The 26291-nt window shown below is 72.7% G+C and carries 32 protein-coding genes; 19 read left to right on the plus strand and 13 right to left on the minus strand.

Annotated elements, in window-relative coordinates; all coding sequences use genetic code 11:
* Positions 1–379 precede the first annotated feature (379 nt).
* The 5 genes from ACZ6KO_RS21935 to ACZ6KO_RS21955 all read left to right on the plus strand — a co-directional run bounded on the left by ACZ6KO_RS21935 (position 380) and on the right by ACZ6KO_RS21955 (position 2960).
* Entirely contained in the window at positions 380–760 is a 381-nt protein-coding gene (locus ACZ6KO_RS21935) for a hypothetical protein (RefSeq protein WP_469305664.1), read from the plus strand.
* A 79-nt stretch (positions 761–839) separates the two neighbouring features.
* Positions 840–1166 (plus strand): helix-turn-helix domain-containing protein, encoded by a 327-nt coding sequence (locus tag ACZ6KO_RS21940; RefSeq protein ID WP_469305729.1) that lies wholly within the window; start codon positions 840–842, stop codon positions 1164–1166.
* On the plus strand, positions 1145–1930 hold the full coding sequence (locus ACZ6KO_RS21945) for a hypothetical protein (protein WP_469305665.1): 786 nt from the start codon (positions 1145–1147) through the stop codon (positions 1928–1930). The genes ACZ6KO_RS21940 and ACZ6KO_RS21945 overlap by 22 nt, the downstream gene beginning before the upstream one ends.
* A gap of 50 nt (positions 1931–1980) precedes the next feature.
* Positions 1981–2343: a hypothetical protein gene (locus ACZ6KO_RS21950; protein WP_469305666.1), complete on the plus strand. Its 363-nt coding sequence runs from the start codon at positions 1981–1983 to the stop codon at positions 2341–2343.
* Entirely contained in the window at positions 2343–2960 is a 618-nt protein-coding gene (locus tag ACZ6KO_RS21955) for a hypothetical protein (protein ID WP_469305667.1), read from the plus strand. The genes ACZ6KO_RS21950 and ACZ6KO_RS21955 overlap by 1 nt, the downstream gene beginning before the upstream one ends.
* A 360-nt stretch (positions 2961–3320) precedes the next feature.
* Here ACZ6KO_RS21955 and ACZ6KO_RS21960 read toward each other — a convergent pair whose 3' ends face one another.
* From ACZ6KO_RS21960 to ACZ6KO_RS21975, 4 genes are read right to left on the minus strand one after another with little or no spacing between them, the layout of a single operon-like run.
* A complete protein-coding gene (locus tag ACZ6KO_RS21960) occupies positions 3321–3740 on the minus strand; it encodes a hypothetical protein (protein WP_469305668.1) in 420 nt (139 codons plus the stop codon).
* Between the two features lie 60 nt (positions 3741–3800).
* The gene (locus tag ACZ6KO_RS21965; RefSeq protein ID WP_469305669.1) at positions 3801–4652 is read right to left on the minus strand and encodes a helix-turn-helix domain-containing protein; all 852 of its coding nucleotides are present in this window, start codon (positions 4650–4652) and stop codon (positions 3801–3803) included.
* A 14-nt stretch (positions 4653–4666) separates the two neighbouring features.
* A complete protein-coding gene (locus ACZ6KO_RS21970; RefSeq protein ID WP_469305670.1) occupies positions 4667–5194 on the minus strand; it encodes a DUF6879 family protein in 528 nt (175 codons plus the stop codon).
* Entirely contained in the window at positions 5175–5426 is a 252-nt protein-coding gene (locus ACZ6KO_RS21975; RefSeq protein WP_469305671.1) for a hypothetical protein, read from the minus strand. The genes ACZ6KO_RS21970 and ACZ6KO_RS21975 overlap by 20 nt, the downstream gene beginning before the upstream one ends.
* A gap of 195 nt (positions 5427–5621) precedes the next feature.
* Here ACZ6KO_RS21975 and ACZ6KO_RS21980 point away from each other — a divergent pair, with 195 nt between their 5' ends.
* The 4 genes from ACZ6KO_RS21980 (at position 5622) to ACZ6KO_RS21995 (ending at position 7865) form a co-directional block, all read left to right on the plus strand.
* A complete protein-coding gene (locus ACZ6KO_RS21980) occupies positions 5622–5822 on the plus strand; it encodes a hypothetical protein (RefSeq protein WP_469305672.1) in 201 nt (66 codons plus the stop codon).
* Between the two features lie 88 nt (positions 5823–5910).
* Positions 5911–6348, plus strand: coding sequence for a hypothetical protein (locus tag ACZ6KO_RS21985; RefSeq protein WP_469305673.1), 438 nt, complete (start codon positions 5911–5913; stop codon positions 6346–6348).
* Between the two features lie 97 nt (positions 6349–6445).
* Positions 6446–6979 (plus strand): glycine-rich domain-containing protein, encoded by a 534-nt coding sequence (locus tag ACZ6KO_RS21990; protein WP_469305674.1) that lies wholly within the window; start codon positions 6446–6448, stop codon positions 6977–6979.
* Positions 6980–7220: 241 nt separating this feature from the next.
* Positions 7221–7865 (plus strand): class I SAM-dependent methyltransferase, encoded by a 645-nt coding sequence (locus ACZ6KO_RS21995; RefSeq protein WP_469305675.1) that lies wholly within the window; start codon positions 7221–7223, stop codon positions 7863–7865.
* 188 nt (positions 7866–8053) lie between these two features.
* Here ACZ6KO_RS21995 and ACZ6KO_RS22000 read toward each other — a convergent pair whose 3' ends face one another.
* Genes ACZ6KO_RS22000 through ACZ6KO_RS22010 form a run of 3 tightly spaced genes read right to left on the minus strand, consistent with a single transcriptional unit; the run spans position 8054 to position 9050 of the window.
* Positions 8054–8422: a helix-turn-helix domain-containing protein gene (locus tag ACZ6KO_RS22000; protein WP_469305676.1), complete on the minus strand. Its 369-nt coding sequence runs from the start codon at positions 8420–8422 to the stop codon at positions 8054–8056.
* Positions 8419–8781: a DUF6907 domain-containing protein gene (locus ACZ6KO_RS22005; protein ID WP_469305677.1), complete on the minus strand. Its 363-nt coding sequence runs from the start codon at positions 8779–8781 to the stop codon at positions 8419–8421. Before ACZ6KO_RS22005 ends, ACZ6KO_RS22000 begins: the two co-directional genes overlap by 4 nt.
* Positions 8778–9050, minus strand: coding sequence for a hypothetical protein (locus tag ACZ6KO_RS22010; RefSeq protein WP_469305678.1), 273 nt, complete (start codon positions 9048–9050; stop codon positions 8778–8780). Before ACZ6KO_RS22010 ends, ACZ6KO_RS22005 begins: the two co-directional genes overlap by 4 nt.
* A 196-nt stretch (positions 9051–9246) precedes the next feature.
* Here ACZ6KO_RS22010 and purB point away from each other — a divergent pair, with 196 nt between their 5' ends.
* The gene (gene purB / locus ACZ6KO_RS22015; protein WP_469305679.1) at positions 9247–10680 is read left to right on the plus strand and encodes an adenylosuccinate lyase; all 1434 of its coding nucleotides are present in this window, start codon (positions 9247–9249) and stop codon (positions 10678–10680) included.
* Here the strand turns inward: purB and ACZ6KO_RS22020 are convergent.
* From ACZ6KO_RS22020 to ACZ6KO_RS22035, 4 genes are read right to left on the minus strand one after another with little or no spacing between them, the layout of a single operon-like run.
* Positions 10656–11102 (minus strand): CU044_2847 family protein, encoded by a 447-nt coding sequence (locus ACZ6KO_RS22020; RefSeq protein ID WP_469305680.1) that lies wholly within the window; start codon positions 11100–11102, stop codon positions 10656–10658. The genes purB and ACZ6KO_RS22020 overlap by 25 nt on opposite strands.
* 41 nt (positions 11103–11143) lie before the next feature.
* A complete protein-coding gene (locus ACZ6KO_RS22025) occupies positions 11144–11578 on the minus strand; it encodes a hypothetical protein (RefSeq protein ID WP_469305681.1) in 435 nt (144 codons plus the stop codon).
* A 40-nt stretch (positions 11579–11618) separates the two neighbouring features.
* The gene (locus ACZ6KO_RS22030) at positions 11619–12368 is read right to left on the minus strand and encodes an ABC transporter permease (protein WP_469305682.1); all 750 of its coding nucleotides are present in this window, start codon (positions 12366–12368) and stop codon (positions 11619–11621) included.
* 38 nt (positions 12369–12406) lie between these two features.
* Positions 12407–13321: an ABC transporter ATP-binding protein gene (locus ACZ6KO_RS22035; RefSeq protein WP_469305683.1), complete on the minus strand. Its 915-nt coding sequence runs from the start codon at positions 13319–13321 to the stop codon at positions 12407–12409.
* Between the two features lie 108 nt (positions 13322–13429).
* On the opposite strand from ACZ6KO_RS22035, the gene ACZ6KO_RS22040 reads away from it, so the two are divergent.
* The 3 genes from ACZ6KO_RS22040 (at position 13430) to ACZ6KO_RS22050 (ending at position 16519) form a co-directional block, all read left to right on the plus strand.
* Positions 13430–14605: a sensor histidine kinase gene (locus tag ACZ6KO_RS22040; RefSeq protein ID WP_469305684.1), complete on the plus strand. Its 1176-nt coding sequence runs from the start codon at positions 13430–13432 to the stop codon at positions 14603–14605.
* A gap of 4 nt (positions 14606–14609) precedes the next feature.
* Positions 14610–15260, plus strand: coding sequence for a response regulator transcription factor (locus tag ACZ6KO_RS22045; RefSeq protein WP_401455527.1), 651 nt, complete (start codon positions 14610–14612; stop codon positions 15258–15260).
* A gap of 101 nt (positions 15261–15361) precedes the next feature.
* Positions 15362–16519, plus strand: coding sequence for an ROK family transcriptional regulator (locus ACZ6KO_RS22050; RefSeq protein WP_469305685.1), 1158 nt, complete (start codon positions 15362–15364; stop codon positions 16517–16519).
* Between the two features lie 196 nt (positions 16520–16715).
* Here the strand turns inward: ACZ6KO_RS22050 and ACZ6KO_RS22055 are convergent, their stop codons facing one another.
* The gene (locus ACZ6KO_RS22055) at positions 16716–17480 is read right to left on the minus strand and encodes a GntR family transcriptional regulator (RefSeq protein WP_469305686.1); all 765 of its coding nucleotides are present in this window, start codon (positions 17478–17480) and stop codon (positions 16716–16718) included.
* A 292-nt stretch (positions 17481–17772) separates the two neighbouring features.
* Between ACZ6KO_RS22055 and ACZ6KO_RS22060 the strand changes: the two genes are divergently transcribed.
* The 5 genes from ACZ6KO_RS22060 (at position 17773) to ACZ6KO_RS22080 (ending at position 25146) form a co-directional block, all read left to right on the plus strand.
* A complete protein-coding gene (locus tag ACZ6KO_RS22060) occupies positions 17773–18654 on the plus strand; it encodes an alpha/beta fold hydrolase (RefSeq protein ID WP_469305687.1) in 882 nt (293 codons plus the stop codon).
* Between the two features lie 96 nt (positions 18655–18750).
* Positions 18751–20046 carry an NAD(P)/FAD-dependent oxidoreductase gene (locus tag ACZ6KO_RS22065; protein WP_469305688.1) on the plus strand — a complete coding sequence of 432 codons (1296 nt, stop codon included), beginning with the start codon at positions 18751–18753 and terminating at the stop codon, positions 20044–20046.
* Between the two features lie 143 nt (positions 20047–20189).
* On the plus strand, positions 20190–21758 hold the full coding sequence (locus ACZ6KO_RS22070; protein WP_469305689.1) for an alkaline phosphatase D family protein: 1569 nt from the start codon (positions 20190–20192) through the stop codon (positions 21756–21758).
* Between the two features lie 151 nt (positions 21759–21909).
* The gene (locus ACZ6KO_RS22075; protein ID WP_469305690.1) at positions 21910–23307 is read left to right on the plus strand and encodes a GNAT family N-acetyltransferase; all 1398 of its coding nucleotides are present in this window, start codon (positions 21910–21912) and stop codon (positions 23305–23307) included.
* A gap of 144 nt (positions 23308–23451) precedes the next feature.
* Positions 23452–25146 (plus strand): DUF885 domain-containing protein, encoded by a 1695-nt coding sequence (locus ACZ6KO_RS22080; protein WP_469305691.1) that lies wholly within the window; start codon positions 23452–23454, stop codon positions 25144–25146.
* A 91-nt stretch (positions 25147–25237) separates the two neighbouring features.
* Here ACZ6KO_RS22080 and ACZ6KO_RS22085 read toward each other — a convergent pair whose 3' ends face one another.
* The gene (locus ACZ6KO_RS22085) at positions 25238–25750 is read right to left on the minus strand and encodes a rhodanese-like domain-containing protein (protein WP_469305692.1); all 513 of its coding nucleotides are present in this window, start codon (positions 25748–25750) and stop codon (positions 25238–25240) included.
* Between the two features lie 94 nt (positions 25751–25844).
* Here ACZ6KO_RS22085 and ACZ6KO_RS22090 point away from each other — a divergent pair, with 94 nt between their 5' ends.
* Positions 25845–26291, plus strand: a complete 447-nt coding sequence (locus tag ACZ6KO_RS22090) for an Lrp/AsnC family transcriptional regulator (RefSeq protein WP_469305693.1) — start codon at positions 25845–25847, stop codon at positions 26289–26291.

Below are 26291 nucleotides of genomic sequence, written 5' to 3' on the forward strand. Positions count from 1 at the left end.
CCTCACGCACAGCCTCACGCGCCCTCACGGCCGGGGGTCTCACGTTCCCCCCTCCTCTTAAGGGGAGGGGAACGTGACCCCCCTCGGAAACGGACTCCTCATCGCCGGCCCCGCCGAACTCATCACCCTCGTCGTCGCTATCTACCGCTGCGGCCACTGCAACAGCGAAACCGAAGCCCGCACCGACGACCACGGAAACCCCCACCTCCTCATCCACCACGGACGGATGCCCCGTCCTCGAAGGCACGCTCAGCTCCATCCCCGACGCCGTCCGCGCCGTCGGCATCCCCGACACAGTTCGAGCCCACTGACCGCGCCGATCCGGTTCCCCGGCCCTCGCGCACAACACGCGCGTACACGTACGAGAGGACACCCCCCCATGCCAAACACGCCCAGCAAGCCCGGCCCCTACCCCGGCCGCGCCGAACTCGACGCCGCGAACGCCCGCTTCCGCCGCGCCGTCACCCGGCTCCTGAAGGAGGCAGTACGCCACGACCCCGACCTCATGCCGGCCCTGTCCGGGATCGTCTCCGAGGCCGCCGAGCACCTCTCCCGGCTGGCGAGCGACGCGGAGGCCGCCGAGTCCAGCAGCACCCGCAACCGGCGCGAGCTGGCCGCGGCCGAGGCCAGGCAGCGCAAGCAGTTGCAGGCCGCCGCCCGCCGCGGCAGCACCCGCGCGGCCGCCCTGCTGGTCCGCCTCGACGAGCGGCAGCGGCGCCGCGAGCAGCAGCAGGGACAGCGCGGTGTCGGCGCGACCTGACGGCCTTTGGGGCCTCGTCCGCACCGATGGTGCGGTTCTGGTCCCCCCGGCAGTGGCGGGCGAAGTGCTGCGGGCGCTGATGCGGGACCTGACCGCCCGCGTGCGGGCCGACGGAGGCGAGGTCTCCCCAACGGTCCGCCGCCTGCTGTACGCCCTGCACACGGCTGACGAGCAGCACCAGCAGGCCGGTTCCGTCCCCGGAACCTCTCCCTCACTGCCTGCCACGGTAGAGGTGACCACGCAGCAGGCGGCCGCGCTTTTGGAGTGCAGCCCCGAGTACGCACGGCGCCTGGCCCGGTCCGGCCGGCTGCGGGCTCGCCGTGCCGGCCCGGTCTGGCTCGTCGACAGCGCGTCTCTGGACGCCTACCGAAGGAGACGCCCCGAATGCTCAGCACCGACCCCCTGAGCCCCGACGAGGCTCGTACTGCCCTGGAGCAGGCCCACACCGAGACCAGGGAAGCCCGCGCCCTCGCGGAGGCCCTCGCCGAGCGCGTCCGCGACGGCGATCCGGAGGTGAGCCCCCAGCAGCTCGTCGAGGCCCAGCAGCTCGCCGAGTTCGTCGGCCTCCGCATCACAGCCGCGGAGCGCAAGCTCGCCGCCGCCCTGGACGCAGACCGGGCGGCCCGAGCCAGCACGGCGGTCGCCGATGCCCGCGCCCTGGTGGACAGCGATGACCCGGCCGGAGTGGCCGTGGCCGTCCGCGCTGTTGCCGAGGCCGTCGCGCGCCTTGCGCACCTGGCCGCGGCCCGACAGGACCGCGTGCGCGCGATCGGTGAGGCCGTGGAAGCCATCACGGACGAACTCCACCAGGACCACCCCGACGTGTCGGAGCGCCGCCGCTACATGCGTTCCCAATACGGGGTGCTCGGCGACGCCCGGGCGATCACCCTCTCGGCACCGCACGCCACCGTGACCGCCGTGACGCCGGCCGAGCTGGTGGCGGCCGCGGTGACGCTGGGCGCGCCCGACCTGGGAGCGATGGCTGATCTGCCCGCCCTCCTCGCGGCAGCAGGACCGAACGTCGCCAGGGTGACGGAGGCGGTTCCGGCTGTGGCCGAGGACTGGCGCCACACAGCCGCCGAGTGGGCAGGCCTTGACGTCGAGGCCAAGGCTCGTGCGGAACAGTTCGGCCTCGGCCCGCAGAACGTCACCGACCGCGGAGCGGCGTAGTGCACGGCGGGCAGGATCCAGCACCCGCTGCGGTCATCACAGTCGGCGGCGTGTTCCTGCCCGCCGAGGTATGCCACCCCTTGTGGCTGGCCCTGCGCGCGCACACCAACCGGCACCGCGCCGACGGCGGCCGGGTCCGCCCCGAGGTGGCCGCCGCCCTGGACGCCCTCCGAGCAGCTGGCCTCAACCACCTCATGTCCACCAACGGACATCAGGAGCGGACGCCAGCGGACATCCCTGCACCCTCGGAACGTGACCTGATCACCACCGGGGAGCTTGCCGACCGCCTCGGAGTGACCGGCCGCCACGTCCGGCGCCTGGCCGCGGCTGAGGGAGTCTCCTCCGCCGGCCGCGGCCTCTGGCACCCCGACGACGCCGAACACCTCGCCCGCACTCGCAGAGAGGCCGCCTAATGACCGTCCCGGAGAATCCGTTCGCGACCCACCCGAACGACGACCCCGACCACCTCGCCGCCCGGCAGGCCCGGGCCGAGTTCGCCGCCGCGGCGGAGCGGATTCGCAGCTCCAACGTCTGGTCCGACGACCACAAGACGGTCAAGCTGGCCGAGCTGTACGAGGCGCATGTGCGGGACATCGCAGCTGGCCTCGCACGCGTACGCGGCCGCCGCCAGGCCCGCCTGGACTACCTCCGCGGACTCGTGCCCAACGGCCCCGCTGTCGGAGAAGTCACCACCCCCGCGGACCGGGCCGTCCTCGTCGCAGCGTTCCGGGTGGCTCTCGCCGAGGTCAAGGGCGCGAAGCGGGAGCAGCACCGGCAGATGCTTGCCGAGGCCATGCGGTACGGCGACGAGGCCATGCAGCGAGCCGTACTTCAGCACGCCAACGAAAGCGGGGACCTCGCCCTGGTGGCGGACTGGGCAGCTCAGGAGCACGACGTCCCCGACTGGCGGGCCGAGGTTCTCCAGCTGGCACCCACCGCCATGGAGACCACGCAGCTGAGTGGCTGGGACTACAAGGACTTCGCGACCCCGGCCATGCCGCCGGAGGTCGCTGCCGCGCTCGCAGCCTGACTCGGCCCTACGGGGCAGGCGTCTCAGAAGGGCTCGTCCCCACTGCCTACAATCGAGATCCGGAACGTCCCGGGCGGCGATGCCATCCAGTCACTGATGTCGGGCCGGATGAATGCCCCCTCGTGCTGGCCGATGCGAACTCGGCCAGCGGGCAGGTTCACCATCTCCGCTGGCTGGCTGCTGTGCGGGACGGAAAGCGTCCCAGCCCACGAAGTGCGAAGCCCCGAAGGGTGGCTCGCCAGGTTCGCCGTGACCGGGTACTCCCGACCTACGTCCGTGATCAGTACGGCTGGACCGCTGTAGCTGTTCATGCCCGGGAACGTAGCCAGTCAGCCGGCTCCTTACACCTGGTCCGCGTCGCTATATCCAGACCGACCAGACGCTGGCTGCCGTCGCCGCGGCGAGGCCCATCAATGCCAGGGTGATCGATGCGGTGTTGTCCGCTGCCTGTCTGAGGACGGCAAGACGGGTCACCTGGTGCAGGTAGTTCACGTCGTTCCAGGTTGAGGTCGGCTGGAGGACCTGCTCCCGAAGCTCCTCCTGTGCCTCGGCGGACAACTCGCTTCGCATGATGATGTCGACGCCGCGCAGGCGCCACTCAAGATCCCGAAACTCGCGGCGCAGATGACGAACACCGCGCGTGACCCCGGCTGCTGCCACGATGCCCGCCACGATGGCCAGTGTCGCGTTGCTGACCCTGAGGCCGGCCGTTGCTCCTGCGATGAGCGGCGCGGCCACGAGCACTGCGATCCCTGCCCCGATGATGGTTCTGTCTCTCATCGGCGGAACCTACCGAGGGCACAGCCCCATTGGGAAGATCCAGTGCGCCGGGAGCAACAGCTACCGCAAGGCCGCAACCGCGCCCATCACGAGCGCGCGGGCGTCCGCGCCGTACACGGCCATCGCCTGGAGCCCAGCGAACGCCTTCTCGTAGAGGGCGATCTCGCTGGGCTGGGTGACCGTGACGCGGGCGGAGAGCAGTTCGACGGACACGAGGGTGTCGTCGTACATGTGGAACGTTTCCAGCGGCCACTGGGCGCGCTGCGGGATGCCCATGGGGATGATGCCCAGGCTGACGGACGGCATGGCGCCCACAGTCATCAGGTAGCCGAGCTGAGCGGCCATGGCTTCGGCGCCCGCCAACTGGTGGCGGAGCGCAGACTCCTCGATGAGGAGGACGTACCGGCGGCCGGGCTCGCGCAGGATCTGGTTGCGCTGCATGCGGGCGGCGACGGCCTCGGCGACGTCGTTTGGGATCTCCCGGAACTCGCTAATCGCGGTGAGCAGGCCGGTGGCGTAGCCCTCGGTCTGCACGAAGTGCGGCAGGAGCGTCGCGGAGTACACGCGGAACAGGCGGGTGGACCGGAACAGGGGGACGTAGCTGTGCTGGAGCTGCTTGAGGCCGGTGCGGGCGCGGCGGCGCCACTCCGTGTATAGCGACTCGGCGTTCTGGGACTGGGCGATGATGTCGCGGGCCTGGCCACTGGCGCCGCAGGCCTCGCACCATCGGCGGATGTCGTCCGGGGTGGGCGGCGTGCGGGCGTTTTCGATGCGGGAGGACTTGGAGTGCGTCCAGCCGCAGCGGGTGCCCAGCTCGCTGCCGCTGAGACCCGCCTCCGCGCGCAGCTCACGCAGGCGGTGGGCCACGCTGAGGCGGGCGGCCTGCGCCGCGGATGACGGGGATACCGGCATGAGCTGGGCTCCGCCTACCTGATCTCGTAGCTGTCGTGCGGGACCGCCCGCGACCAGACCGCCTCGAACGCGTCCGCGCACAGCTTGGCCGCGGCCGGGTCTTCGCTCATCTCGCCGCCGGCGGACTCCCCGTCGCCGGTGAAGTGGTTCCAGCGGATGAGCCGTCCGTCGACGAGCCAGAAGTCGTTGCCGGGCAAGGCGATGTCGCTGGCCTGTCGCCGGGCGAGCCAGCGCACGTCCTCGCCGGCTGCGACGTTGGTGAACGTCCCGTCGTACAGGAATCGGGTGTACTCGCTGACCGGCTCTGACACGATCCGGGCCCGGCGCACGGTGACGCCGCGGGCGACGGTGGCGGCGATGAGGTCAAGCCAGGGCCGCCACCACGCTGCCCGGTCGGCCAAGTCGTGGCGGTGGCCGGCTCGCCAGTCCGCGAACGGGCCGGTCTCGTAGTCGACCGCGTAGGCGTCGCGGGTCTCCAGGTGGACGACTGAGTGTTCGGCGGCGCCGAGGAGGTCGGCCCAGCTAGGGACGTTCAAGGGCATCGCAGGCCTCCCTGATCATGTGCACCATGCGCGCGGGGATCCGCACCACGGCCTCTCCCTCCGGGATACCGGCGCCGTGCCCGGGCAGTTCGAGGGCCGCGCACTCGGCCTCCAGCTCGGCGCTGGGCTTCCAGCCCTGAAGTACGAGCTCGTTGTGCTCCTCGTCAACCCACACAGTGGGGCTCTCGCCGTCGCTGCTGCTCGGGTCGATACCCACGAAACGTAGCGCCATGGTGTCCTCCGTTGCTCGGGTTGTGCACGGATGAACACCACAGTCCTGGTCGCAGGTTGAGCGGTCAAGAGGGTGTGGGCAGGGTCGTCCGAATCGGGTTGCGTCGTGAACATCGGTGCACAACCGTGGCGACCGCAGTGCTCATCTCGTCACGCTCTGATGCACCACACGCTGACGACGGTAGGGAGCATCGACATGAAAGCCCGCGCGGACGGCCCGTTCGGCCACACGGACCACCTCCTCATCGGCCGTCGCGTCGTGGACACCCGATCCCTGCGGGAGGGCGAGCTGCGGGCGGTCCTCATCGAGGACACCGGCGGCCTCACGGCGTACATCCGCGGAGATGACCACCGCGAGTTCGAGACCCCCCTCAACTGCGTCCGGGCTGCCCAGTGAGTCGCCGGGACGTGGCGGGCCAGGTCCTGTACTGGCTCGTGGCGCTCGGCGTCCTCGCCACCATCGTCATCGGCACCGGAACACGCGGGTGATCATCCAGCCCCGGGCCGTCACCCCCGGACCAGAGTTCCTCGCCGAGGTGGCCACCTCGTACGCCATGGGCGCCGACGGCTGCCCGTCCGTGATGCTGGGCCACGCCGAGGCGGACGTCCGCCGACGCGGCGGCATCGACCGGTACCTCCGCGGTATCGCCGCCGGCCTCGGGCTGCACATCGGGACCGCCTACCCGCGCACCGCCCACACTCTCCAGTACGTCGGCGGCGCCTACTGCCTGGACTACGGACACCCTGACACCGCCCTGTGCCTGCCCCAGCCGCCCCGGGACTGGCAGTTGGCGGCCGCCCGAGTTCGTGGCGCGCACGTGGGCGTGTGCCTGGACCCCGGGGTCCCGCCGTCCGCCGCCGACCGTGTGCTGACGGGACTGATCGGCTACCGCGCCGACCGCCGCGTCAGCCCGTTCCTCTGACCGCCACAGACTCCCGCCCCGCTCGCGCATTTCCCTGCCAGGACGGCGACCGGGGCGGGCTCCAGCACCTCCGCCAATCCGAAGGAGGCACCACCGCATGAGTACCACTTCTCTCACGACCACAGCCATCAAGGACCCACGCGCCCTCATCTCCCCCGAGGCCTTCACTCGCGTGCAGCGCACCGTCCTCGGCAACAACCCCGGCATGGATGTTCACCTCGCCGAGCGGATCACCGCCGAGGGCCTCGCGTTCGTCGCGACCTGCGCCGTGACCCGCGATGACGCACTCGCTCCGTCGCCGGTCGTCGATGAGGGCTGGCACGCGCTGATGCTCCACACCGCCCTGTACCGCGAGCTGTGCGACCGGCTCGGCCGCTTCGTGGATCACTACCCCGAGAGCCCCGAGGAGACCGGCGGCTTCGATCCGGAGATCATCAACCGGACCCTCGCCGCCATGGGGGCGCACGGCTACCAGCCGGACCTGGAGCTGTGGCGCGGCCCGGCACAGGAATCCATCCCGGTGACCGCCCAGACCTGGCACTCCCCGACCTGCGGAATCAAGCCCATGCCCAGTCCGCAGTGCCTGTCCGACCCGCAGCGGCCGCCGCAGCCGCCCGTGACCCCCGCCTGACCGGCGCTACGCTGCGTACCGACGGAAGGAACCACGATGCCCGAGCAGGAGTGGACAGACCCTCGGTACGCAGAGCTCGTTCAGAGCTGGCGCGAGTCACAGCAGCCGACGTCCCGTGACCCGGACGCCCGTCCGGCCCGCGGGTTCATCGTGCAGCCGCCCAGCTCGTAGCTGGCCCGCCCGCCGGCCCCGGCTTCCCTCTCGGGAGCCGGGGCCACCGGTATCCGTGGAGGTTCCTGCCGTGCTCTCCCCGTGGGACGAATACGCCGTCCGCGCCCACGCCGACCCGCTCACGCCGTTCTCCTGGACTCCGCACCCCGGACACGGACCTGGACTTGAATACCTTGATCTCGCACCGGGTGACACGGTGCTCGAACTCGGCTGCGGGCGCGGCGACCGTCTCGCGCACTGCGCGAATGCCGGGTTTCGAGCAGTCGGCGTTGACGTTTCCGCCGTCCAGGTGCACGCCGCGCGCGACCGGTGGGGGCACCTGATGAAGCTGTACCACGGCACCGCCGTGGAGTGGCTGGACGCCGGCGCCGCCAAGTTCGATGCGATCTACTCTGCCTTCGGCGCTCATTGGTTCACCGACCCAGCTGTCTTCCTGCCCGCTGCCCGGCGTCGGCTCCGTGAGGGGGGCGTGCTGGTGCTCGCACATCTGCCGCCCGGTGCAGGCGTCGGGTCGGCAGCGCACGAGGGCCAGACCGTCCTACGGTGGGAGGGTGAGGCGTACCAGTGGGCCGAGTCTTTGATCATGCACGGGTTCGTACATCCCAGTGCCACGGGCATCGGCACCCCGCGGGGAGCAACCGGGGACACCGTCGTCATCCGAGCGTGGGCGGGTCGGACGCCAGCAATGCTGTCCCCGGGCCTGCCGCCAATGTAGAGACCGCCCACGACAAACCTGCTCGACCGGCACCCGTGCAGGCAGCCGGACCCCGGGCAGCCGACGGCCCCCGACGCAGTCCGCGTGCGTCGGGGCCGTCGTGTACGGGGTACGGCAAGGCGTCCAGCGCGGCGAGGCCAGCCGCTGTCATTGCGGCGAACAGCGGCCGCGCAGCATGGGTGCTTCGGTCAGCCGGTGGCGCACGGGTAGTAGTCCGCGAACGCCTCCGCCTGCGCCAGCAGCAGCTCGCCCGCAGCCCTGAGGTCGGCGCACCAGCGCTGTGCCGTTGCGTCGTCCGCGAGCGTGTACGCCGGGCGGGCCTCCGCCACCGACTGAGCTGCGGCGCATACCTGGCGCACCGCGTCCTCAGCCTGCCTCAGCCGTGCCGCGCGCCGCAGCGCCGGTGTCTCAGCCAGTGCGCCAGTGCGGGCGAGGTCGCGGCGCACGGTGTCCTTCGAGACGCCGAGCTGCGCCGCGATCTGCCGGGTGGATGCGCCGGCCTGCGCCAGCTGGTGCGCCAACGCGCGCCGATCGTCGATGCTTGCGGGAGCGGTCACCGGGGGTCCCCCTCGCCGAGGGCCGCCAGGTCCTGAGCGAGATCCCGCAGGCGGCTGGCGTGTACGGCGTACGCGGCCGCCAGCTGCATCAACCCGTCCGCGTCGAGCGTGCGGGCGAACTGCTGCTGTTCGACGTACAGCGCGGTGCTGCGGCGCCAGGCCGGCCCGAAGGGGTCCGCGGAGAGCATCGTGACGAGGAGCGGGGTACCGCCGAAGGAGAGGGATTCCTCCGGCCCGGTGTGGGAGATGTCGGCCCGGTACTCGGGGGTGGTGTGCGGCTCGACGCACCACGGCGGGCATTCGAGGGTGACCGGACCGTGGTCGAGGGTGTGCACGGTGACCGTGCGGAACCCGGTCATCCCTCGGCCCCGGCAGCGCGGCGGAGCAGGCGGGCGTACTGACCGCGGCTGACCCCGTCCGGGACGGCCGGCGCGTGGCCGAGGAGCAGGGCCTCGGCCCGGTCGGCACGGTACGTCTGGCCGTGACAGCGGACGGCGAAGGTGAGGGCGAGCGCTTCGAGGACGCTGCGGCGCATGGGCTCGCCAGGCCGCTCCGCATTCAGCTGGGCGGCGAGGGCCAGGAGGAGAACGCGGGTGTCCGCGTCGGGCAGGGGTGTAGCGTCGCGCATGGGTCTGGACTCCTTGATCAGAAGGGTCTGGATCAAGGCCCCGGTCAGCGTTGCAGTCGCTGGTTCGGGGCCGCCCCGTCTCACACACGTCTCACAGACGACGCGGCGCGGCGGGGAATCAGACCTCTGACAGTGGAATCTGTGGACGGTATGGACGCTCCGGAGGGGCCCCGGACAGCCGGTATGCTCCCTACACGTGACAGCCAAGCCCCGCATCCCCAATGTCCTGGCCGGCCGCTACGCTTCCCCGGAGCTCGCCGTCCTGTGGTCCCCCGAGTACAAGGTGACGCTGGAGCGGCGGCTGTGGCTCGCCGTGCTGCGCGCCCAGAAGGACCTCGGAATCGAGGTCCCGGACGCGGCCCTCGCCGACTACGAGCGCGTCCTGGAGAACGTCGACCTGGCCTCCATCGCCGAGCGCGAGAAGGTCACCCGGCACGACGTGAAGGCCCGCATCGAGGAGTTCAACGCCCTCGCCGGCCACGAGCACGTCCACAAGGGCATGACCTCCCGGGACCTGACCGAGAACGTCGAGCAGCTCCAGATCCGGCTCTCGCTGGAGCTGGCCCGCGACCGTACGGTCGCCGTCCTGGCCCGGCTGGGCAAGCTGGCCGGCGAGCACGCCGAGCTGGTGATGGCCGGCCGCTCGCACAACGTCGCCGCCCAGGCCACCACCCTCGGCAAGCGTTTCGCGACCGCCGCCGACGAGCTGCTCGTCGCCTACGGCCGCCTGGAGGACCTGCTGGGCCGCTACCCGCTGCGCGGCATCAAGGGTCCCGTCGGCACCGCCCAGGACATGCTCGACCTGCTCGGCGGCGACGCCGGCAAGCTCGCCGACCTGGAGCAGCGGATCGCCGCCCACCTGGGCTTCGGCCAGGCCTTCACCTCCGTCGGCCAGGTCTACCCGCGCTCGCTCGACTACGACGTGGTCACCGCCCTCGTGCAGCTGGCCGCCGCCCCGTCCTCGATCGCCAAGACCATCCGCCTGATGGCGGGCCACGAGCTGGTGACCGAGGGCTTCAAGCCGGGCCAGGTCGGCTCGTCCGCGATGCCGCACAAGATGAACACCCGCTCCTGCGAGCGCGTGAACGGCCTGATGGTCATCCTGCGCGGCTACGCCTCCATGACCGGCGAGCTGGCGGGCGACCAGTGGAACGAGGGCGACGTCTCCTGTTCCGTGGTGCGCCGCGTGGCCCTGCCGGACGCCTTCTTCGCCTTCGACGGTCTGCTGGAGACGTTCCTGACCGTCCTGGACGAGTTCGGCGCGTTCCCGGCGGTCGTGGCCCGCGAGCTGGACCGCTACCTGCCGTTCCTGGCGACCACGAAGGTCCTCATGGGCGCCGTCCGTGCCGGGGTCGGCCGTGAGGTGGCCCACGAGGTCATCAAGGAGCACGCGGTCGCCTCCGCCCTCGCCATGCGAGAGCAGGGTGCCGAGCGCAACGAGCTGCTGGACAAGCTCGCCGCGGACGAGCGCATCCCGCTGGACCGCGCCCAGCTCGACGCGCTGATGGCGGACAAGCTGTCCTTCACCGGCGCGGCGGGCGACCAGGTCGCCACCGTCGTCTCCCGCATCGAGGAGATCGCCAAGCGGCACCCGGAGGCGGCGGGCTACACGCCCGGCTCCATCCTCTGATCCTCTTGTGTCGTCGGGGCGCCGCCGTCCGGCGGCGCCCCGCCGTCGTTCCCGCCGTCGGTCCCGCCCTCCTTCGGGAGCCAGGTGAGGGTGACGGTGATGGCGGCCTTCGCCTCGCCGTCGGCCAGCACGGCCACGGCCTTGCCGGGCTTGACCGCCAGTTCTATCCCGAAGGTGGCGCTGATCTCGTCGGGTGCGGCGGCCTCGGCGGCCCGCAGCACCGCCGTACCAAGCCCGGTCACCAGCTCGCCCAGCTGGTCCACCCGCGCGGCGAGCTGGTCCAGCGCCCCGACGTCCTGGTAGCCCACGTCCTGGTAGCTGTAGTCCTCCGGCTCCGGCAGGTCCTGCGGCGCGAGCACGCTGACCCGGGCCAGTATCTTCTGCCCGCCGGGCAGTTCGATCTCCTGGATCCTTCGTTCCATGGTCCCCCCAACCGTCGGCCCGCCCGGGGCCATTGTTCCCCCTACGGCGGATCGGTCACCGTGACCGCCGCCAGCAGTTGCGGCGAGTGGTCGGCCCCCCACCGGGCGGCGCACACGACGACCCACCGATCCTCCACCCGCCACACGTGCACGTGGTCGGTGACGCCGCTCAGCTCCCCCCACGGCTGCGCCACCTCCTGCGTGACCGCCCGCAGCCGCACACTGCCGAGGCTGAACACGTCGGCCGTCCCCCAGCGCTCGGTCAGCGCGTGCGTGAGCGCCTCGTAAGCGGCGGATGTCCGCTCGGCCTCCTCGGCCCTGCCGACCGCGTCCTCGTCCCCGAACCAGCGGCTGTCGCCCAGCTCCGCGAGGTGGTACCCGGGGCCGCTGGTGCCCACGTCGGACCTGCCCTGCACATCGGGAAAGTCACGCGTCCGGAGCCGGTCGATGGTGTCGAGATGCTCTGCCGTGGTCATGCCGTCAGTATCCAGGGGACCACTGACAACTGGCCCTGCGTCACGCGTCCCGCCGACGGACGGCGATCCAGCCGCAGGCCACCGCGGCCACCGCCCACAGCGCCAGCACGCCCAGCCCTCCCCAGTGCCCCAGGTCGCCCTGCGCGGCACTGCGTATGACCGTCTGCCCAGCCCGGTCCGGCAGATAGGGGGCGATTCCCCCGGCGGTCGCACCGACGACGAAGGGGACGACCAGGACGAAGGGTATGAGCAGGCTCAGCACGGCCGTTCCGCTGCGGAGCAGTGCCGAGAGTCCGGCGGCGAACAGGGCCATGAGCGCCAGGTAGCAACCGCTGCCGAACACGGCCCGCACCGCCCCCGGGTCACCGATACCGATGGCGCGCTCCCCCATCAACGCCTGACCGGCGAAGAACGTGACCACTCCGGTGATCTGCCCCGTCAGGAAGGCCAGCGCCCCGACCATCGCGACCTTCGACAGGTAGAACCGGGTGCGGCCCGGCACCGCGGAGAGCGTGGTGCGCAGTGCTCCGTTGTGGAACTCGACGGCGAACGCGCTGGTCCCGAAGGCGATGGCGGCTATCTGACCGAAGTTGATGCCGTAGAAGGCCGCGAGCAGCGGGTCGTCGCCCATGGCACCTTCCTCGCCCGATCCGGTGAGCGCGGCCGTCAGCGTCTGTATGCCGACGGTGGCGACCAGGACCGCTATGAGTGCTCCGAAAGTGCCGCGCAGCGACCGTATCTTGATCCATTCCGACCGCAGGACGGGTGCGGTGGGCAGAGCGGTGATCATGGTGGAGCCTCCTGGGTGGCGGGGGGGCAGGTGGTGGGTCAGCGGGTGGTGGCGGCGAACTGGGCATGGTCCGCGGTGAGGTCGAGATAGGCCTGTTCCAGCGAGGCGCGCTCGTCGGAGAGCTCCAGCAGGGCGATGCTCTCGCGGGCCGCGATACCGCCGAGGTCGGCCGCCCGTATGCCGTCGACGCTCCAGCGCCCTTCCTCGGCCGCGGTCATCTCGAAGCCGTCGCGGGCCAGAGCCGACCGGAGCCGGTCCGGGTCCGCAGTGCGCAGCAGCACCCGAGGAGCACTGCGGGCGTCGATGAATTCCTTCATGGAGGTGTCGGCGAGCAGCCGACCCCGGCCGAGCACGACCAAGTGGTCGGCCAGGGCCGCTGTCTCGGACATCAGGTGGCTGGAGACGAGGACCGTCCGGCCCTCCGCGGCCAGGGTGCGCATCAGTTCGCGGACCCAGATGATGCCCTCGGGGTCGAGGCCGTTGGTCGGCTCGTCCAGCAGGAGCACTCCTGGGTCGCCGAGCAGTGCGGCGGCTATGCCGAGCCGTTGGCGCATCCCGAGTGAGAAGGTCTTCACCCGCCGCCCGGCCGCCGAGGCGATGCCGGCCTGCTCCAGCACCTCGTCCACCCGTCGCGCCGGGATGCGGTTGCTGGCGGCGAGGACCCGCAGGTGGTCCCGTGCGGTGCGGCCGCCGTGCGCCGCCTGTGCGTCGAGAAGCGCCCCGACCTGGTGCAGCGGCTCGGTGAGGTCGGTGAAGCGGCGCCCGCCCACGGTGGCCGTGCCCGACGTGGGTCGGTCCAGGCCGAGCAGCAGGCGCATCGTGGTGGACTTCCCGGCGCCGTTCGGCCCGAGGAAGCCGGTCACCCGGCCGGGCAGAACGTCGAAGGTGAGGTGGTCCACCGCCCGGGCGGTGCCGTATTCCTTGCTCAGTTCGCGGATCTCGATGCGGTTCATGGCTCAAGAGTCGGCCCCGGCCCCACCCCCGCTCCTCCCCCGCGCGGGGGGATCGTCTCCCCCGCGCGGGGGAGACGGCGCCGAGGGGCCGGCTGCCAGGATGAGGACATGTACCGACTGCTCCGTGCCCCGCTTCAAGGGGTCACGTACACCCGCTGGTTGCACCTGCTGGTCCCTCTGCTGATCGTGGCCGTCTGGCTGTTCATAGCGCCGCACATGCCCTGGGTGCCGGCCCTGATCGTGGCGCCCTTCGGGCTGCTTCCCTGGGTCCGGATGGCCGAGGGGGTCCAGGCGCAGTTCCTGCTCACCCCCCATGAGCGGGGCCGTCACGACGGGGCGATCAGCACGGTCGCGTCGGCCCGGTGGGGCGACCGCTGGCGGACGGTGCTGTGGCTGGAGATACGGCTGGGGCTGGCGGCGCTGGCGTGGGCAGCAACGGTGGGACTGCTCGTCATGTCGGTGGAGCTGGTCCAGACGGCCGCCGGGTCCGTCCCCGAGTCGTTCACGACGCTGCCCGTGACGCCGCCCGGCTGGGCCGCCGCGTTGCTGGTCCCGGTGCCGCTGTTGCTCCTGGTGGTGATCGTCGTGCTGCTCGGTGAGGCGGTCGCCGCGATCGCCAGGCGCCTGCTGGGCCCGTCGACGGCCGAGCGGCTGTCGGCCCTCGAGGTGCGGACGGAGCAGTTGCTCGAGCGCACCCGGATCGCCCGGGAGCTCCACGACTCCATCGGGCACGCGCTGACGGTGGCCGTCATGCAGGCCGGGGCTGCCCGGGCCTCGGGCAACGCGGAGTTCACCGAGCGGGCGCTGTGCGCGATCGAGGAGACGGGGCGCGCCGCGCTGGAGGATCTGGAGCGCGTGCTGGGAGTGCTGCGCGAGACGGGCCCGCGCCCCTCGCAGCGGCCGACGCTCGCGGAGGCGGACCGGCTGCTGGAGTCGGCGCGGGCGTCGGGGGCGGCGGTCGACGCCGAGCTGTCCGGTCCACTGGAGCAGTTGCCGGGTCCGGTCACCCGTGAGGGGTACCGGATTCTGCAGGAGGCGCTCACCAATGTGCTGCGGCACTGCGGGCCTGTCCCGGTGCGGGTGCGGATCGAGATGGCGGTGGGGCGGCTGGATCTGGAGGTGACCAATCCGCTGCCCGAGGGCCCGGCGTTCGGGTCCGGCTCGGGGAGCGGGCTGCGCGGGATGCGGGAGCGGGCCGCGCTGCTGGGCGGGAAGGCCGAAACGGGGCCGTACGAGGGCAGTTGGAGAGTGCGCGCCCGGCTTCCGCTGGAGCGAATACCCTGACCGGATGCCGGTCACCGTACTGCTCGTCGACGACGAGCCCCTGGTCCGCGCGGGTCTGCGCGCCGTCCTCGAGTCCCAGCCCGACATCGAGGTGGTCGGGGAGGCCGCCGACGGGGCCGCCGTGGTCCCCCTGGTGCGGCAACTGCGGCCGGATGTCGTGGCGATGGACGTGCGGATGCCGCTGCTCGACGGGATCGACGCCACGCGGGCCGTGCTGAAATCGGTCGACGATCCGCCGAAGATCCTCGTGGTGACGACGTTCGAGAACGACGAGTACGTGTACCGGGCGCTTCGGGCGGGTGCCGACGGGTTCCTGCTCAAGCGGGCCAGGCCGTCCGAGATCGTGCACGCGGTGCGGCTGGTCGCGGAGGGTGAGACGCTGCTCTTCCCCACCGCCCTGCGCTCGCTCGCCGCCGAGTACGGCAACCGGGAGGCTCGGGAGGCTCTGGAGCAGGCGGCGCTGACCGAGCGCGAGGAGGCGGTGCTCCGGCTGATGGCCAAGGGGCTGACGAACGCCGAGATCGCCGGTCAGCTGTACGTGGGGGCGGAGACGGTGAAGTCGCATGTGAGCGCCGTGCTCGCGAAGCTGGGGGCGCGGGACCGGACGCAGGCGGTGATCACGGCGTACGAGTCCGGATTCGTGTCCCCGGCCTGAGGGTGGAGGGCGGATTCCGGCAGGTGGGGGCCGGTTCTCGCCGCCGCGGCGACTGGGCAGTACGATCCGGCTGACAGGCGCGCTAGCTGGGAGGACACACGTTGGGGCAGCTGACCGGCGGGGACCCCTCGCTGCTCCGGCGGATCAACTCCGCCGTGGTGCTGCGTGCGCTGCGCGCGGCCGAATCGCCGACGCTCACCGATCTGACCCGGGTGACCGGGCTGTCGCGGCCCACCGTCGAGGGGGTCGTCGAGGGGCTGATGGGCACCGGGCTGGTGGTCGAGGCCGCCGCGGAGGAGGGGGCGCGCCGCCAGGGGCGGCCGGCCAGGCGGTTCCGGTTCCGGGCCGAGGCCGGTCATCTGCTCGGCGTCGAGATCGGCTCGCACCGGGTCGCGGCCCTGATCTCGGGGCTGGACGGGCGGGTCATCGGCGCGGGGACGAAAGAGGTCGCCGAGACGGCTTCCGCCGACGAGCGTCTGGAGAAGGTCCGGGCGTGCGTCGCCGACCTGCTGCGGCGGGCGGGGGTACCGAGGGACTCACTGCGGGCCGTCGGGGTCGGCAGTCCCGGGATCGTCGAGGCCGACGGCACCGTACGGCTGGGCACGGCGCTGCCCGGCTGGACCGGACTGCCGCTCGGTGAGCGGTTGCGGCGGTCGTTCCGGTGCCCGGTGCAGGTGGAGAACGACGCCAACGCGGCGGCGGTCGGCGAGCACTGGAAGGGGGCCGCTCAGGACACCGACGACATGGTGTTCGTGATGGCGGGCCTGAGCCCCGGTGCCGGGTCGCTGATCGGCGGGCGGCTGCACCGCGGCTACGGCGGGGCGGCGGGCGAGATCGGCGCGCTGCACCTGCTGGGCCGCGAGGCCACTCCGGAGAAACTGCTGTCGACCACCGGGGAGCCGTTGCACCCGCTGGACGAACAGGCGGTGGCGGAGGTGTTCGCCATGGCCAAGCGCGGGGACGAGCGGGCGGTCGCCGCGCTGGACCGGTTCGTCCAGCGGCTGGTGCACGACGTGGCGGCGCTGGTGCTGGCCATGGATCCGGAGCTCGTGGTCGTCGGCGGGTGGGCCGCCGGGCTGGACGGGCTGCTGGACCCGCTGCGGCGCGAGCTGGAGCGGTACTGTCTGCGGCCGCCGCGGGTCGCGCTGTCCCGGCTGAGCGAGGCCGCGGTGGCCACCGGGGCGCTGCGACTGGCGCTGGACCACGTCGAGGAGGAACTGTTCGCCGTGGAGAAGACGGTGACGGCCCGCCGCCGCTGACACGGGGCCACCGGCATGGCCCGTCCGCACGGCCGTCGCGCGCGGGTCGGCCCCCGGCCAGCTCACGCTGAACCGGGCGGATCCGCGTCGGGCGGGGGCCTGCCGCCGGCACAGCCACCGGCACGGCCTGTCGCGCGCGGGTCGGCCCTCGGCCGGCTCGCGCCGTGCCGGGCGGGGCCGCGGCGGGCGTCGGGGTTCAGGAGGCCATGGGCTCCGTGGTGTCGTGGCTGATCTGGACGTCGCCCGAGTCGCCGAACGTCAGGCGGCAGGTGTCCGCGCGGTAGGTGGCGACGGAGACCGCGGCCGTGCCCGCGGCCGTGAAGTAGCGGGTGGTGACGAGCAGGACCGGGGCGCCCGGGAGGCGGTCGAGTTCCTTGGCGTCGTCGGCGCGGGCCGAGCCGAGCTCGACGGAGCGGTCCTGGCCTTCGAGGATCAGGTGCCCCAGCTCGCGCAGGATGGCGCGGGCACGGGCGGGGCCGGACGGGGCGTCGAGGGCGGACAGGCCCGGCACGGACGCGGCCGGGACGTAGAGCAGCTCGGCGGCGACGGCCTGGCCCTGGGTGACGCGGGTACGGCGGACCGTGTGGACGGCCTGGTCGCCGCCGGTCCCGAGCAGCTTCGCGATCGCGGCGGCGGGCACGGTCTCGGTGGCGTTCACCAGCTGCCAGCCGTCGGTGGCCTCGCCGGGCCAGCCGTGCTGCGCGTCACGGACGGCGACACCGACGCGCGGCGGGGCGACCGTCGTGCCCACGCCGCGACGGCGCTGCAGCCGGCCCTCGAGCTCGAGCTGTTCCAGCGCCTGGCGCAGGGTCGCGCGGGCGACACCGAAGCGGGCGGCGAGTTCACGCTCGTTCGGCAGGACCTCGCCCACCGCGAAGTCCTGATCGAGCGCCTCGCTGAGCACGGTCTTGAGGTGCCAGTACTTCGGCTCCGGCACCGTTTCGAGCTGCGTGGTCCCCACCCTGACTCCTCCTGCTGCCCTCGCTGCAATCGCCGTGTTCCAGCGGCAGTTCCGCGCCTTTGTTTATTAAAGGTTCCTGCACTATCCCTGCGACGATAGGACGGCGGCACCCCTTGGTCAAGACCAATCCTCGGCCCTTTGCCGGGCAGATCGGGCATACGTATCAAGCCGTTCACGGGATGTTCGCGGGCGGCTCGGCGGCTCAAAGGCTTGTGGTGGCGAGCTACCCGGCGGTAGTCATTACTGACAGCGAGTCTCACAGGTCCGCACCGACGTGACGCCGAGGAGCAGCATGACCGCCACGGTCTCCTTCACCATCGACTCCCCCCTCGGGCCCCGGCCCGCGACCGTCGCCTACGAACGCAAGGGCGCGGGCGAGCCGCTCCTGCTGCTCCACGGCATCGGGCACCACCTCCGGGCCTGGCACCCGGTGACCGACATCCTCGCCGCCGACCACGACGTGATCGCCGTCGACCTCCCGGGCTTCGGGGCCTCCGACCCCCTCCCCGAGGGCGTCCCGTACGACCTCGGGACGGTCGCCCCCGCCCTCGGCGCGCTCTGCGCGGCCCTCGGCGTCGAGCGCCCGCACGTCGCCGGCAACTCCCTCGGCGGACTGCTCGCCCTCGAAATGGGCCGCGGCAAGCTCGTGGCCTCCGTGACCGCGCTCTCCCCCGCCGGCTTCTGGTCGCCGGCCGAGCGCCGCTACGCGTTCGGCATGCTGCGCGCGCTGCACATGGGCGCCCGGGCCCTTCCGTACGCCGCCGTGCGCGGCCTCGCCGGCTCCGCCGCCGGACGGGCCGCACTGACCGGCGCCATCTACGCCCGCCCCGCCCGCCGTTCGCCCGAGGACGTGATCGCCGAGACCCTCGCGCTGCGCGACGCCACCGGCTTCGAGCAGACGCTCGCCGCGGGCGGCTCCGTACGGTTCACCGACGACGTGCCGGGCCTGCCCGTGACCATCGCCTGGGGCGCGCGCGACCGGCTGCTGCTGCCCCGTCAGGGTGTGCGCGCCAAGCACACCGTGCCCGGCGCCCGGCTCGTCCGGCTGCCCGGCTGCGGCCACGTCCCGATGAACGACGATCCCGCCCTCGTCGCCCGGGTCATCCGCGACACGACCCGGAGCCGGCCGCCGGCGACGGCGACGGCGACGGCAACCGCTACGGCCACGGCGTGAGAGCGCCACACGCCCCCCGACCGTGCGTGCACCTGGCAGCACGGCCGCGGCACCACTCCCACCCACGGCACCACACCCCGAAGGGAGCGACCACGCATGAGCACGTCTGAAAGGGCCGGAGGAGGCACGGACGACGACTACGACGTCGTCGTCTGCGGAGCCAGCCTCGCCGGCAGCGCCGCGGCGATCCTGCTCGCCCGGCGCGGTGCCCGCGTCGCGCTGCTGGAACGCCGCTCGGACCCCGCCGCGTACAAGGTGCTGTGCACCCACTCCCTGACGGCCAACGCCTACCCCGTGCTGGACGAACTCGGCCTCGTCCCCGCCCTGGAGGAGGCCGGGGCCGTGCGCAACCACGCCCGCTGGTACACCCGTTGGGGATGGATCGAGCCGAGGGCGACGCCGGAGGGCCCCGCGCTGCCGTACGGGTACAACATCCGGCGCAGCACCCTCGACCCGTTGCTCCGCTCCCGTGCGGCGCGGACTCCCGGCGTCGATCTGCTCCTCGGCCACCAGGTGACCGGGCTGGTCCGGGCAGCCGGGCGCACCGCGGGGGTGCGCGCGGCGACACCGTCCGGGGAGCGTGAGCTCCGGGCCCGCCTGGTGGTCGGCGCCGACGGCAAGGACTCGGCCGTGGCGAGGTTCGCCGGCACGCCCACCCGGCGGTACGAGAACGCGCGGTTCGGCTATCTCGCGCACTTCCGCGGTCTTCCGCTGCCCGACGGGATCAGTCACACCTGGTTCCTGGAGCCCGACATGGCCTACGCGTTCCCGAACGACGACGGGGTGACGGTCCTCACGGTGCTCCCGGACAAGAAGCGGCTGCCCGCCTTCCGGGAGGATCTGGAGGGCAGCTTCGCCGCGTTCGTCCGCGCCCTGCCCGATGCGCCGCCCATCGACGCCGCCGAGCGCGTCTCGAAGATCATCGGCCTGGTCGACTACCCGCTGCTCAGCCGCAGGCCCACCGCACCGGGCCTCGCGTTCATCGGCGACGCCGCCCTGACCAGTGATCCCCTGTGGGGCGTGGGATGCGGGTGGGCCCTGGAGTCCGCGCGGTGGCTGACCGAGGCGGTCGCCCCCGCGCTGGCCGGCCGGGGCGAGCTCGACAGGTCCCTCCTGACGTACGCGCGCACGCACCGGCGGCGGCTGAGCGGTCATCAGTTCATGGCCGCCGACTTCGCCAGGGCCCGCCCGTTCAACCCGGTGCAGCGGCTGGTGTTCTCGGCGGCGGCGCGCGACGCGTCGGTGGCACGGCACATGCACCGCTTCTCCCAGCGCCTGATCGGTCCGGGGCGCTTCCTGAGCCCCGCCGCGCTGGCCCGGGCTTCGGCCGTCAACCTCAGGCACCGCGGGGCGAGCGTGCCCCCCGCGCCCCTGGCGCCCGCGGGCCGATAACCCCGTTCCGCGCCTCTTGACAAGGGGGCTGCGGGGTGTATGCACGAGTGTCTGGCGGCTGTTCACCAGCGGTTCGCGCGCCCGACGCGGAGGACCGGTGTGCCCTCGGCACACTGGTCCGACCCGTCTCTGGAGGCCCTCCGATGCCCCTCGTCCGCCCCGACCGCAGGTCCCTGCTGCGCGGCTCCCTCGCCGTGTCCGCCGCCCTCGCCGCACCGACCGTGCTGGCCGCCCCGGCCTTCGCCCGCTCGGGCCGCCCGAGCGCGCCGTGGGGCGTCCAGTCCGGCGAGATCACCCCGTTCTCCGCCACCGTCTGGACGCGCTCCGACCGGCCCGCCCGGATGTACGTCGAGACCTCGCCCAGCGAGTCGTTCCGCTACGCCGTACGCCGCCACCACGGCCCCTACCTCGGTCCGGCGACCGACTTCACCGGCACCGCCGTCCTACGGGGGCTGCCGCCCGGCCAGCAGATCCACTACCGCGTGGTGCTCGCCGACCCCGACGACCCCCGCCGCACCGGCGAGCCCGTGTGCGGCACGTTCCGCACCACGCCCGTCAGCCGCCGCTCCGGCGTCCGCTTCGTGTGGTCCGGCGACCTCGCCGGCCAGGGCTGGGGCATCAACCCCGACCTCGGCGGCTACCGCGTCTTCGAGGAGATGCGCCGGCGCGACCCCGACTTCTTCCTGTTCAGCGGGGACACCGTCTACGCCGACGGCCCGATCCAGGCGACCGTGGCCCGCCCCGACGGCAGCGTGTGGCGCAACCTCACCACCGAGGAGAAGTCCAAGGTCGCCGAGACCCTGGCCGAGTTCCGCGGGAACTTCCGCTACAACCTGCTCGACCACAACCTGCGCGGCTTCAACGCCCAGGTCCCGGTCATCGCCCAGTGGGACGACCACGAGGTGCGCAACAACTGGTACCCGGGCCAGCTGCTGGAGGACCCCCGCTACACGGTCAAGGAGGTGGACGTGCTCGCCGGCCGCGCCAAGCAGGCCTTCTCCGAGTACTTCCCCGTCACCGACCTGCGCGGTGGCCGCACCGAGGGGCGGATGTACCGCGTGGTCCACCACGGGCCGCTGCTGGACGTGTTCGTGCTCGACATGCGCACCCACCGCAACGCCAACTCCCCCGGCCGGCAGGGCGACGACACCGTCGGCATCCTGGGTGCCGAGCAGCTGGACTGGCTGCGGCGCGAGCTGTCCCGCTCCCGCGCCACGTGGAAGGTGATCGCCGCCGACATGCCGCTCGGCATCGTGGTCCCCGACGGTTCGGCGAACTTCGAGGCGGTCGCCCAGGGCGACCCGGGTGCCCCGCTGGGCCGCGAGCTCCAGATCGCCGAGCTCCTGCGTCACATCAAGCGCCGGCGCATCACCGGCACCGTGTGGCTCACCGCCGACGTGCACTACACCGCCGCCAACCACTACGCCCCCGAGCGGGCCGCGTTCGGCGACTTCGCGCCGTTCTGGGAGTTCGTCTCGGGTCCGGTCGGTGCGGGCGGCTTCCCGCACGGCGCGCTCGACGCGACCTTCGGCCCGCGCACGGCGTTCGTCCAGTCGGCCCCGGTGGCCAACATGTCGCCGGCGGAGAATCCGCCGTACTACGGCGAGGTGGACATCGACGGCGGCAGCGGCGAGCTCACCGTCCGGCTGCGGCGCGAGGGCGGCGGCGTGCTCTTCACGCGGACCCTCCAGCCGGGCCGGGTCGGCCAGTAACCCGGGGAACCGCGGCACGGGCGGGGCCGCCGCACCGGCTCCGCCCAGCCTCGGGACACGGAAAACTGGGCGAAATCGGCCAGATGGATCCTTAACCAGTCGGTCACAGATCGTTCGTGATCACGCAACACCCCTTCGGCAGGGTGGTGCCATGACTGAACGTAACCCCGCCCCCGCACAGCGTCCCCGCCACCGCCACCACTGGCGCCGTGACCTCGTCGAACTGGCTGCCCTGTTCTGCGCGGTCGCGGTCGCCGACGGCATCGCCAATCTCGTCGTGCACGGTCCGCGCGGCCCCGTGCTGCTGGTCGCCTCGGCCGTCGCGCTCCTGGTCACGGCCGCCTTCCACACCTGGTGGGCACGGCGCCACAGCCATGCGCCGCCGCCGGAGCCGACGGCCCCCTCCGATACGGGGGCCCGCACGGCGACCGGTTCCGCCGCGCTGTGGCGGATGCGGACCACCGTACGGGACGAGCCCGGCAGCCTGGCCGCGCTGTGCACGGCGCTCGCGCGGCACGACGTGGACATCCTGACCCTGCAGACCCACCCGCTGGCGGAGGGCGGCACGGTCGACGAGTTCCTGGTGCGCGCCCCGCAGACGCTGCCCGCGGCCGACCTGATCCGGGCCGTCGCCCAGGCCGGCGGCCGGAGCACCTGGATCGAGCGCGCCGACGCCCACGACCTGGTCGACACCCCGACCCGGGTCCTGGGCCTGGCCACCCGCACCGCCCTGGACGCGGCCGAGCTCCCGCTCGCGCTGCGCCAGCTGCTCGGCCGCTGCACGATCCACTCGGTCCCCGCGACCACCCTGACCGGCCGCCCCAACCACGCCGCCGACGCCCCCGTCGAGGGTGTCCTGGAGGCCACCGTGATGCGGCTGCGCGACCCGGCCGGCGGTGCGATCACGGTGGAGCGGCCCTACCTGCCCTTCACCCCGACCGAGTTCGCGCGGGCCCGGGCCCTGGTCGAGCTCGACGCCCGCCTCGGCCCGCGCGTCCCGCGCAGCCGTGACGTGCTGACCCTGCCCGAGGGCAACGAGATCACCGTGCGCCGGGCGGACGGCTCCGACCTGGCGGCCGCCCGCGCCATGCACGACCGATGCTCCGAGCACACCCTGGGGCTGCGCTACCACGGCCCGGTCGCCGACGCCGACCGCTACCTCGGCCACCTGCTGAGCCCGCGCTTCGGCCGGACGCTCGCCGCGACCACCGCCTCCGGCAAGCTGGTCGCGCTCGGCCATCTGCTGTGGGACGGCGACGAGACCGAGGTGGCGCTGCTCATCGAGGACGAGTGGCAGCGTCGCGGCATCGGCTCGGAGCTGCTGCGCCGGCTGATCGCGATGGCCGTCGAGGCCGGCTGCGACAGCGTCTACGCCGTCACCCGGGCCGCCAACACCGGCATGGTCGCCGCGATGCGCGGCCTCGGCCTGCCGCTGGACTACCAGATCGAGGAAGGCACGCTGGTGATCACAGCGCGCCTGGACGCCTCCCCGGTCAACTCGCGTCTGCCGTACGAACTCCCGCGCGAGCGCCCGTACCGGCAGAGCTGAACTGCCATGCCGCAGCGGGGCCGTGGCCGTGCCGGGTGCGCCCGGCACGGCCCGCCCGCGCCCGCGGCGCCCGTGGCCCGCGCGTCAGGAGGCCGACAGCGAACGGTGGTGACGCGGGCGGGTCCGCCGTACGAAGATGTCCGCATGTCAGACACCCTCCACAGCAGCCGGCTGCCGCGCCGCATCGCGGATGCCTACGTCGACGAGCTCATCGTCCTCGACCCGATCGCCGGTACCTACCTCGGAGTCGCCGCCAGTTACGGCAGGCTCCCCGACTTCTCCCCGGCCGGCGCCGCCGCCCTGGCCGGACTCGCCCGCAGCACCCTCGCCGCGCTCGACGCCGCCGAGCAGCTGCCCGGCGCGGACACCGACGCCGAACGGCGGTGCGCCCGGCTGCTGCGCGAGCGCCTGACCGCCGAACTCGCCGTCCACGACGCCGACGAGCACCTGCGCGCGGTGAGCAACATCAACTCCCCCGTGCACGGTGTCCGCGAGGCCTTCAGCGTGACCCCGACGGAGACCGACGAGGACTGGGCGGCCATCGCCCAGCGGCTGCGCGCCGTCCCGGCCGCCTTCGCGGGCTACCGCGAGAGCCTCGGACTGGGCCTGGAGCGCGGCCTGTACGGCGGCCCGCGCCCGACCGCCACGTTCATCGAGCAGCTGACCACCTGGGCGGGCGAGGACGGCGAGGAGCCGGGGTTCTTCACCGGTTTCGCGCAGCGCGGCCCCGAGGGCCTGCGCGCCGAGCTGGAGGAGGCCGCGGCCACGGCCACCGCCGCGACCGCCGAGCTGCGCGACTGGATGCGGGACGTGTACGCGCCGGCCGTCGAGGGGCAGCCGGACACGGTCGGGCGCGAGCGGTACGCCCGTTGGGCCCGCTACTTCAACGGCACCGACCTGGACCTGGACGAGGCCTACGCGTACGGCTGGTCGGAGTACCACCGCCTGCTGGGCGAGATGAAGACGGAGGCCGCCAAGATCCTGCCCGGCGCGGGCCCCTGGGAGGCGCTGCGGCACCTGGACGAGCACGGCACCCACATCGAGGGCGTGGACGAGGTCCGCGCGTGGCTGCAGGGCATCATGGACGAGGCCATCGAGAACCTCGACGGCACCCACTTCGAACTCGCCGAGCGGGTGCGGAAGGTGGAGTCGATGATCGCCCCGCCCGGCGGCGCCGCGGCCCCGTACTACACCAGTCCGTCGGAGGACTTCTCGCGCCCGGGCCGGACCTGGCTGCCGACGATGGGCCAGACCCGGTTCCCCGTCTACGACCTGGTCTCCACCTGGTACCACGAGGGTGTACCCGGCCACCACCTCCAGCTCGCGCAGTGGACGCACGTCGCGGACCAGCTCTCCCGCTACCAGGCCACGGTCGGCATCGTCAGCGCGAACGCCGAGGGCTGGGCGCTGTACGCGGAGCGGCTGATGGACGAGCTGGGCTACCTCAAGGACGCCGAGCAGCGCCTGGGGTACCTGGACTGCCAGATGATGCGCGCCGCGCGGGTCATCGTGGACATCGGCATGCACCTGGAGCTGGAGATCCCCGCGGACTCGCCGTTCCACCCGGGCGAGCGCTGGACGCCCGAGCTGGCGCAGGAGTTCTTCGGCATGCACAGCGGCCGGCCGGCGGACTTCATCGTCAGCGAGCTGACGCGCTACATGTCGATGCCGGGCCAGGCGATCGGCTACAAGCTGGGCGAGCGCGCCTGGCTGCTGGGCCGGGACAACGCCCGCGCCGCGCACGGCGACTCCTTCGACCTGAAGGCCTGGCACATGGCCGCGCTGTCGCAGGGTTCGCTGGGCCTGGACGACCTGGTGGACGAGCTGTCCAAGCTCTGACCGCGTGCCGAGGGGACCTGACCGGGCCGCTCGCCCTCCCCCGTGGGGCGGGCGGCCCGGTCGTCCGCGCCGGACGAACGGGCGGGTGGCCTCAGCAGCCGCAGTCGTCCGAATCGGTCGGCGCGGTCAGCGGGTCGGCCTCGGCGCGCCGCTCCCTGCCCTGCCAGGTCTCGACCTCGAAGCCCTCGCGGATCCAGTACTCGATGCCGCCGAGCATCTCCTTGACCTGGAAGCCGAGTTCGGCGAGCGCGAGGGCGGAGCGGGTGCCACCGTTGCAGCCGGGGCCCCAGCAGTACGTCACGACGGGCACGTTCCTGTCCAGCAGCCGCTCGGCCTGCTCGGGGATCAGCGCGGTCGGCAGGTGGACCGCGCCGGGTACGTGGGCCTGGTCCCAGGCCGGGGTGGAGCGCGAGTCGACCAGCTGGAAGCCGAGGTCGGCGCCCTGCTCGCGGTGGGCGGCGAAGGCGGCGGCGACGTCGGACACGTCGGCGTGGAAGGCGAGACTGGCCGCGAAGTAGGCGGCGGCCGCGGCGGGGGTGGCCGGCGGGACCCGCAGGACGGGGTTGGCGGTGGTGGGGGCGGCGGGGTTCTGCGTCGTCGTCATGGCCAGAAATCTACGGCGAGTGATCATCTTCAGGAAGGGACCTTCCCCGGCGTATCACTTGTTGGACCGGGGATTCCCCTGATATTCCTCCCCCATGACCGACTATTCCCCGGACGCCACCGACTGGAAGATCCTCGCCGCCCTGCAGGACAACGGCCGCGCCGGATTCGCCGAGCTCGCCCGCACCGTGTCGATGTCCGCCAGCGCGGTCACCGAGCGGGTGCGCCGCCTGGAGGAGGCGGGAGTGATCACCGGGTACACGGCCGTCGTCGACCCGGAGCGGCTCGGCAAGACCATCCTCGCCCTGGTCCGGCTGCGCTATCCGCACGGCAACTACAAGCCGTTCCACGACCTCCTGGAGACCACGACGGAGATCCTGGAGGCGCACCACGTCACCGGTGACGACTGTTTCGTGCTCAAGGTCGCCGCGCGCTCGATGCGGCACCTGGAGGAGATCACCGGCCGGATCGGCGGGCTGGGCGCGGTGACCACGAGCATCGTCTACTCCTCGCCGCTCCCCCGCCGCCCGCTCAGCCCGTGA

It is taken from the genome of Streptomyces sp. NPDC042102, from assembly GCF_055582305.1.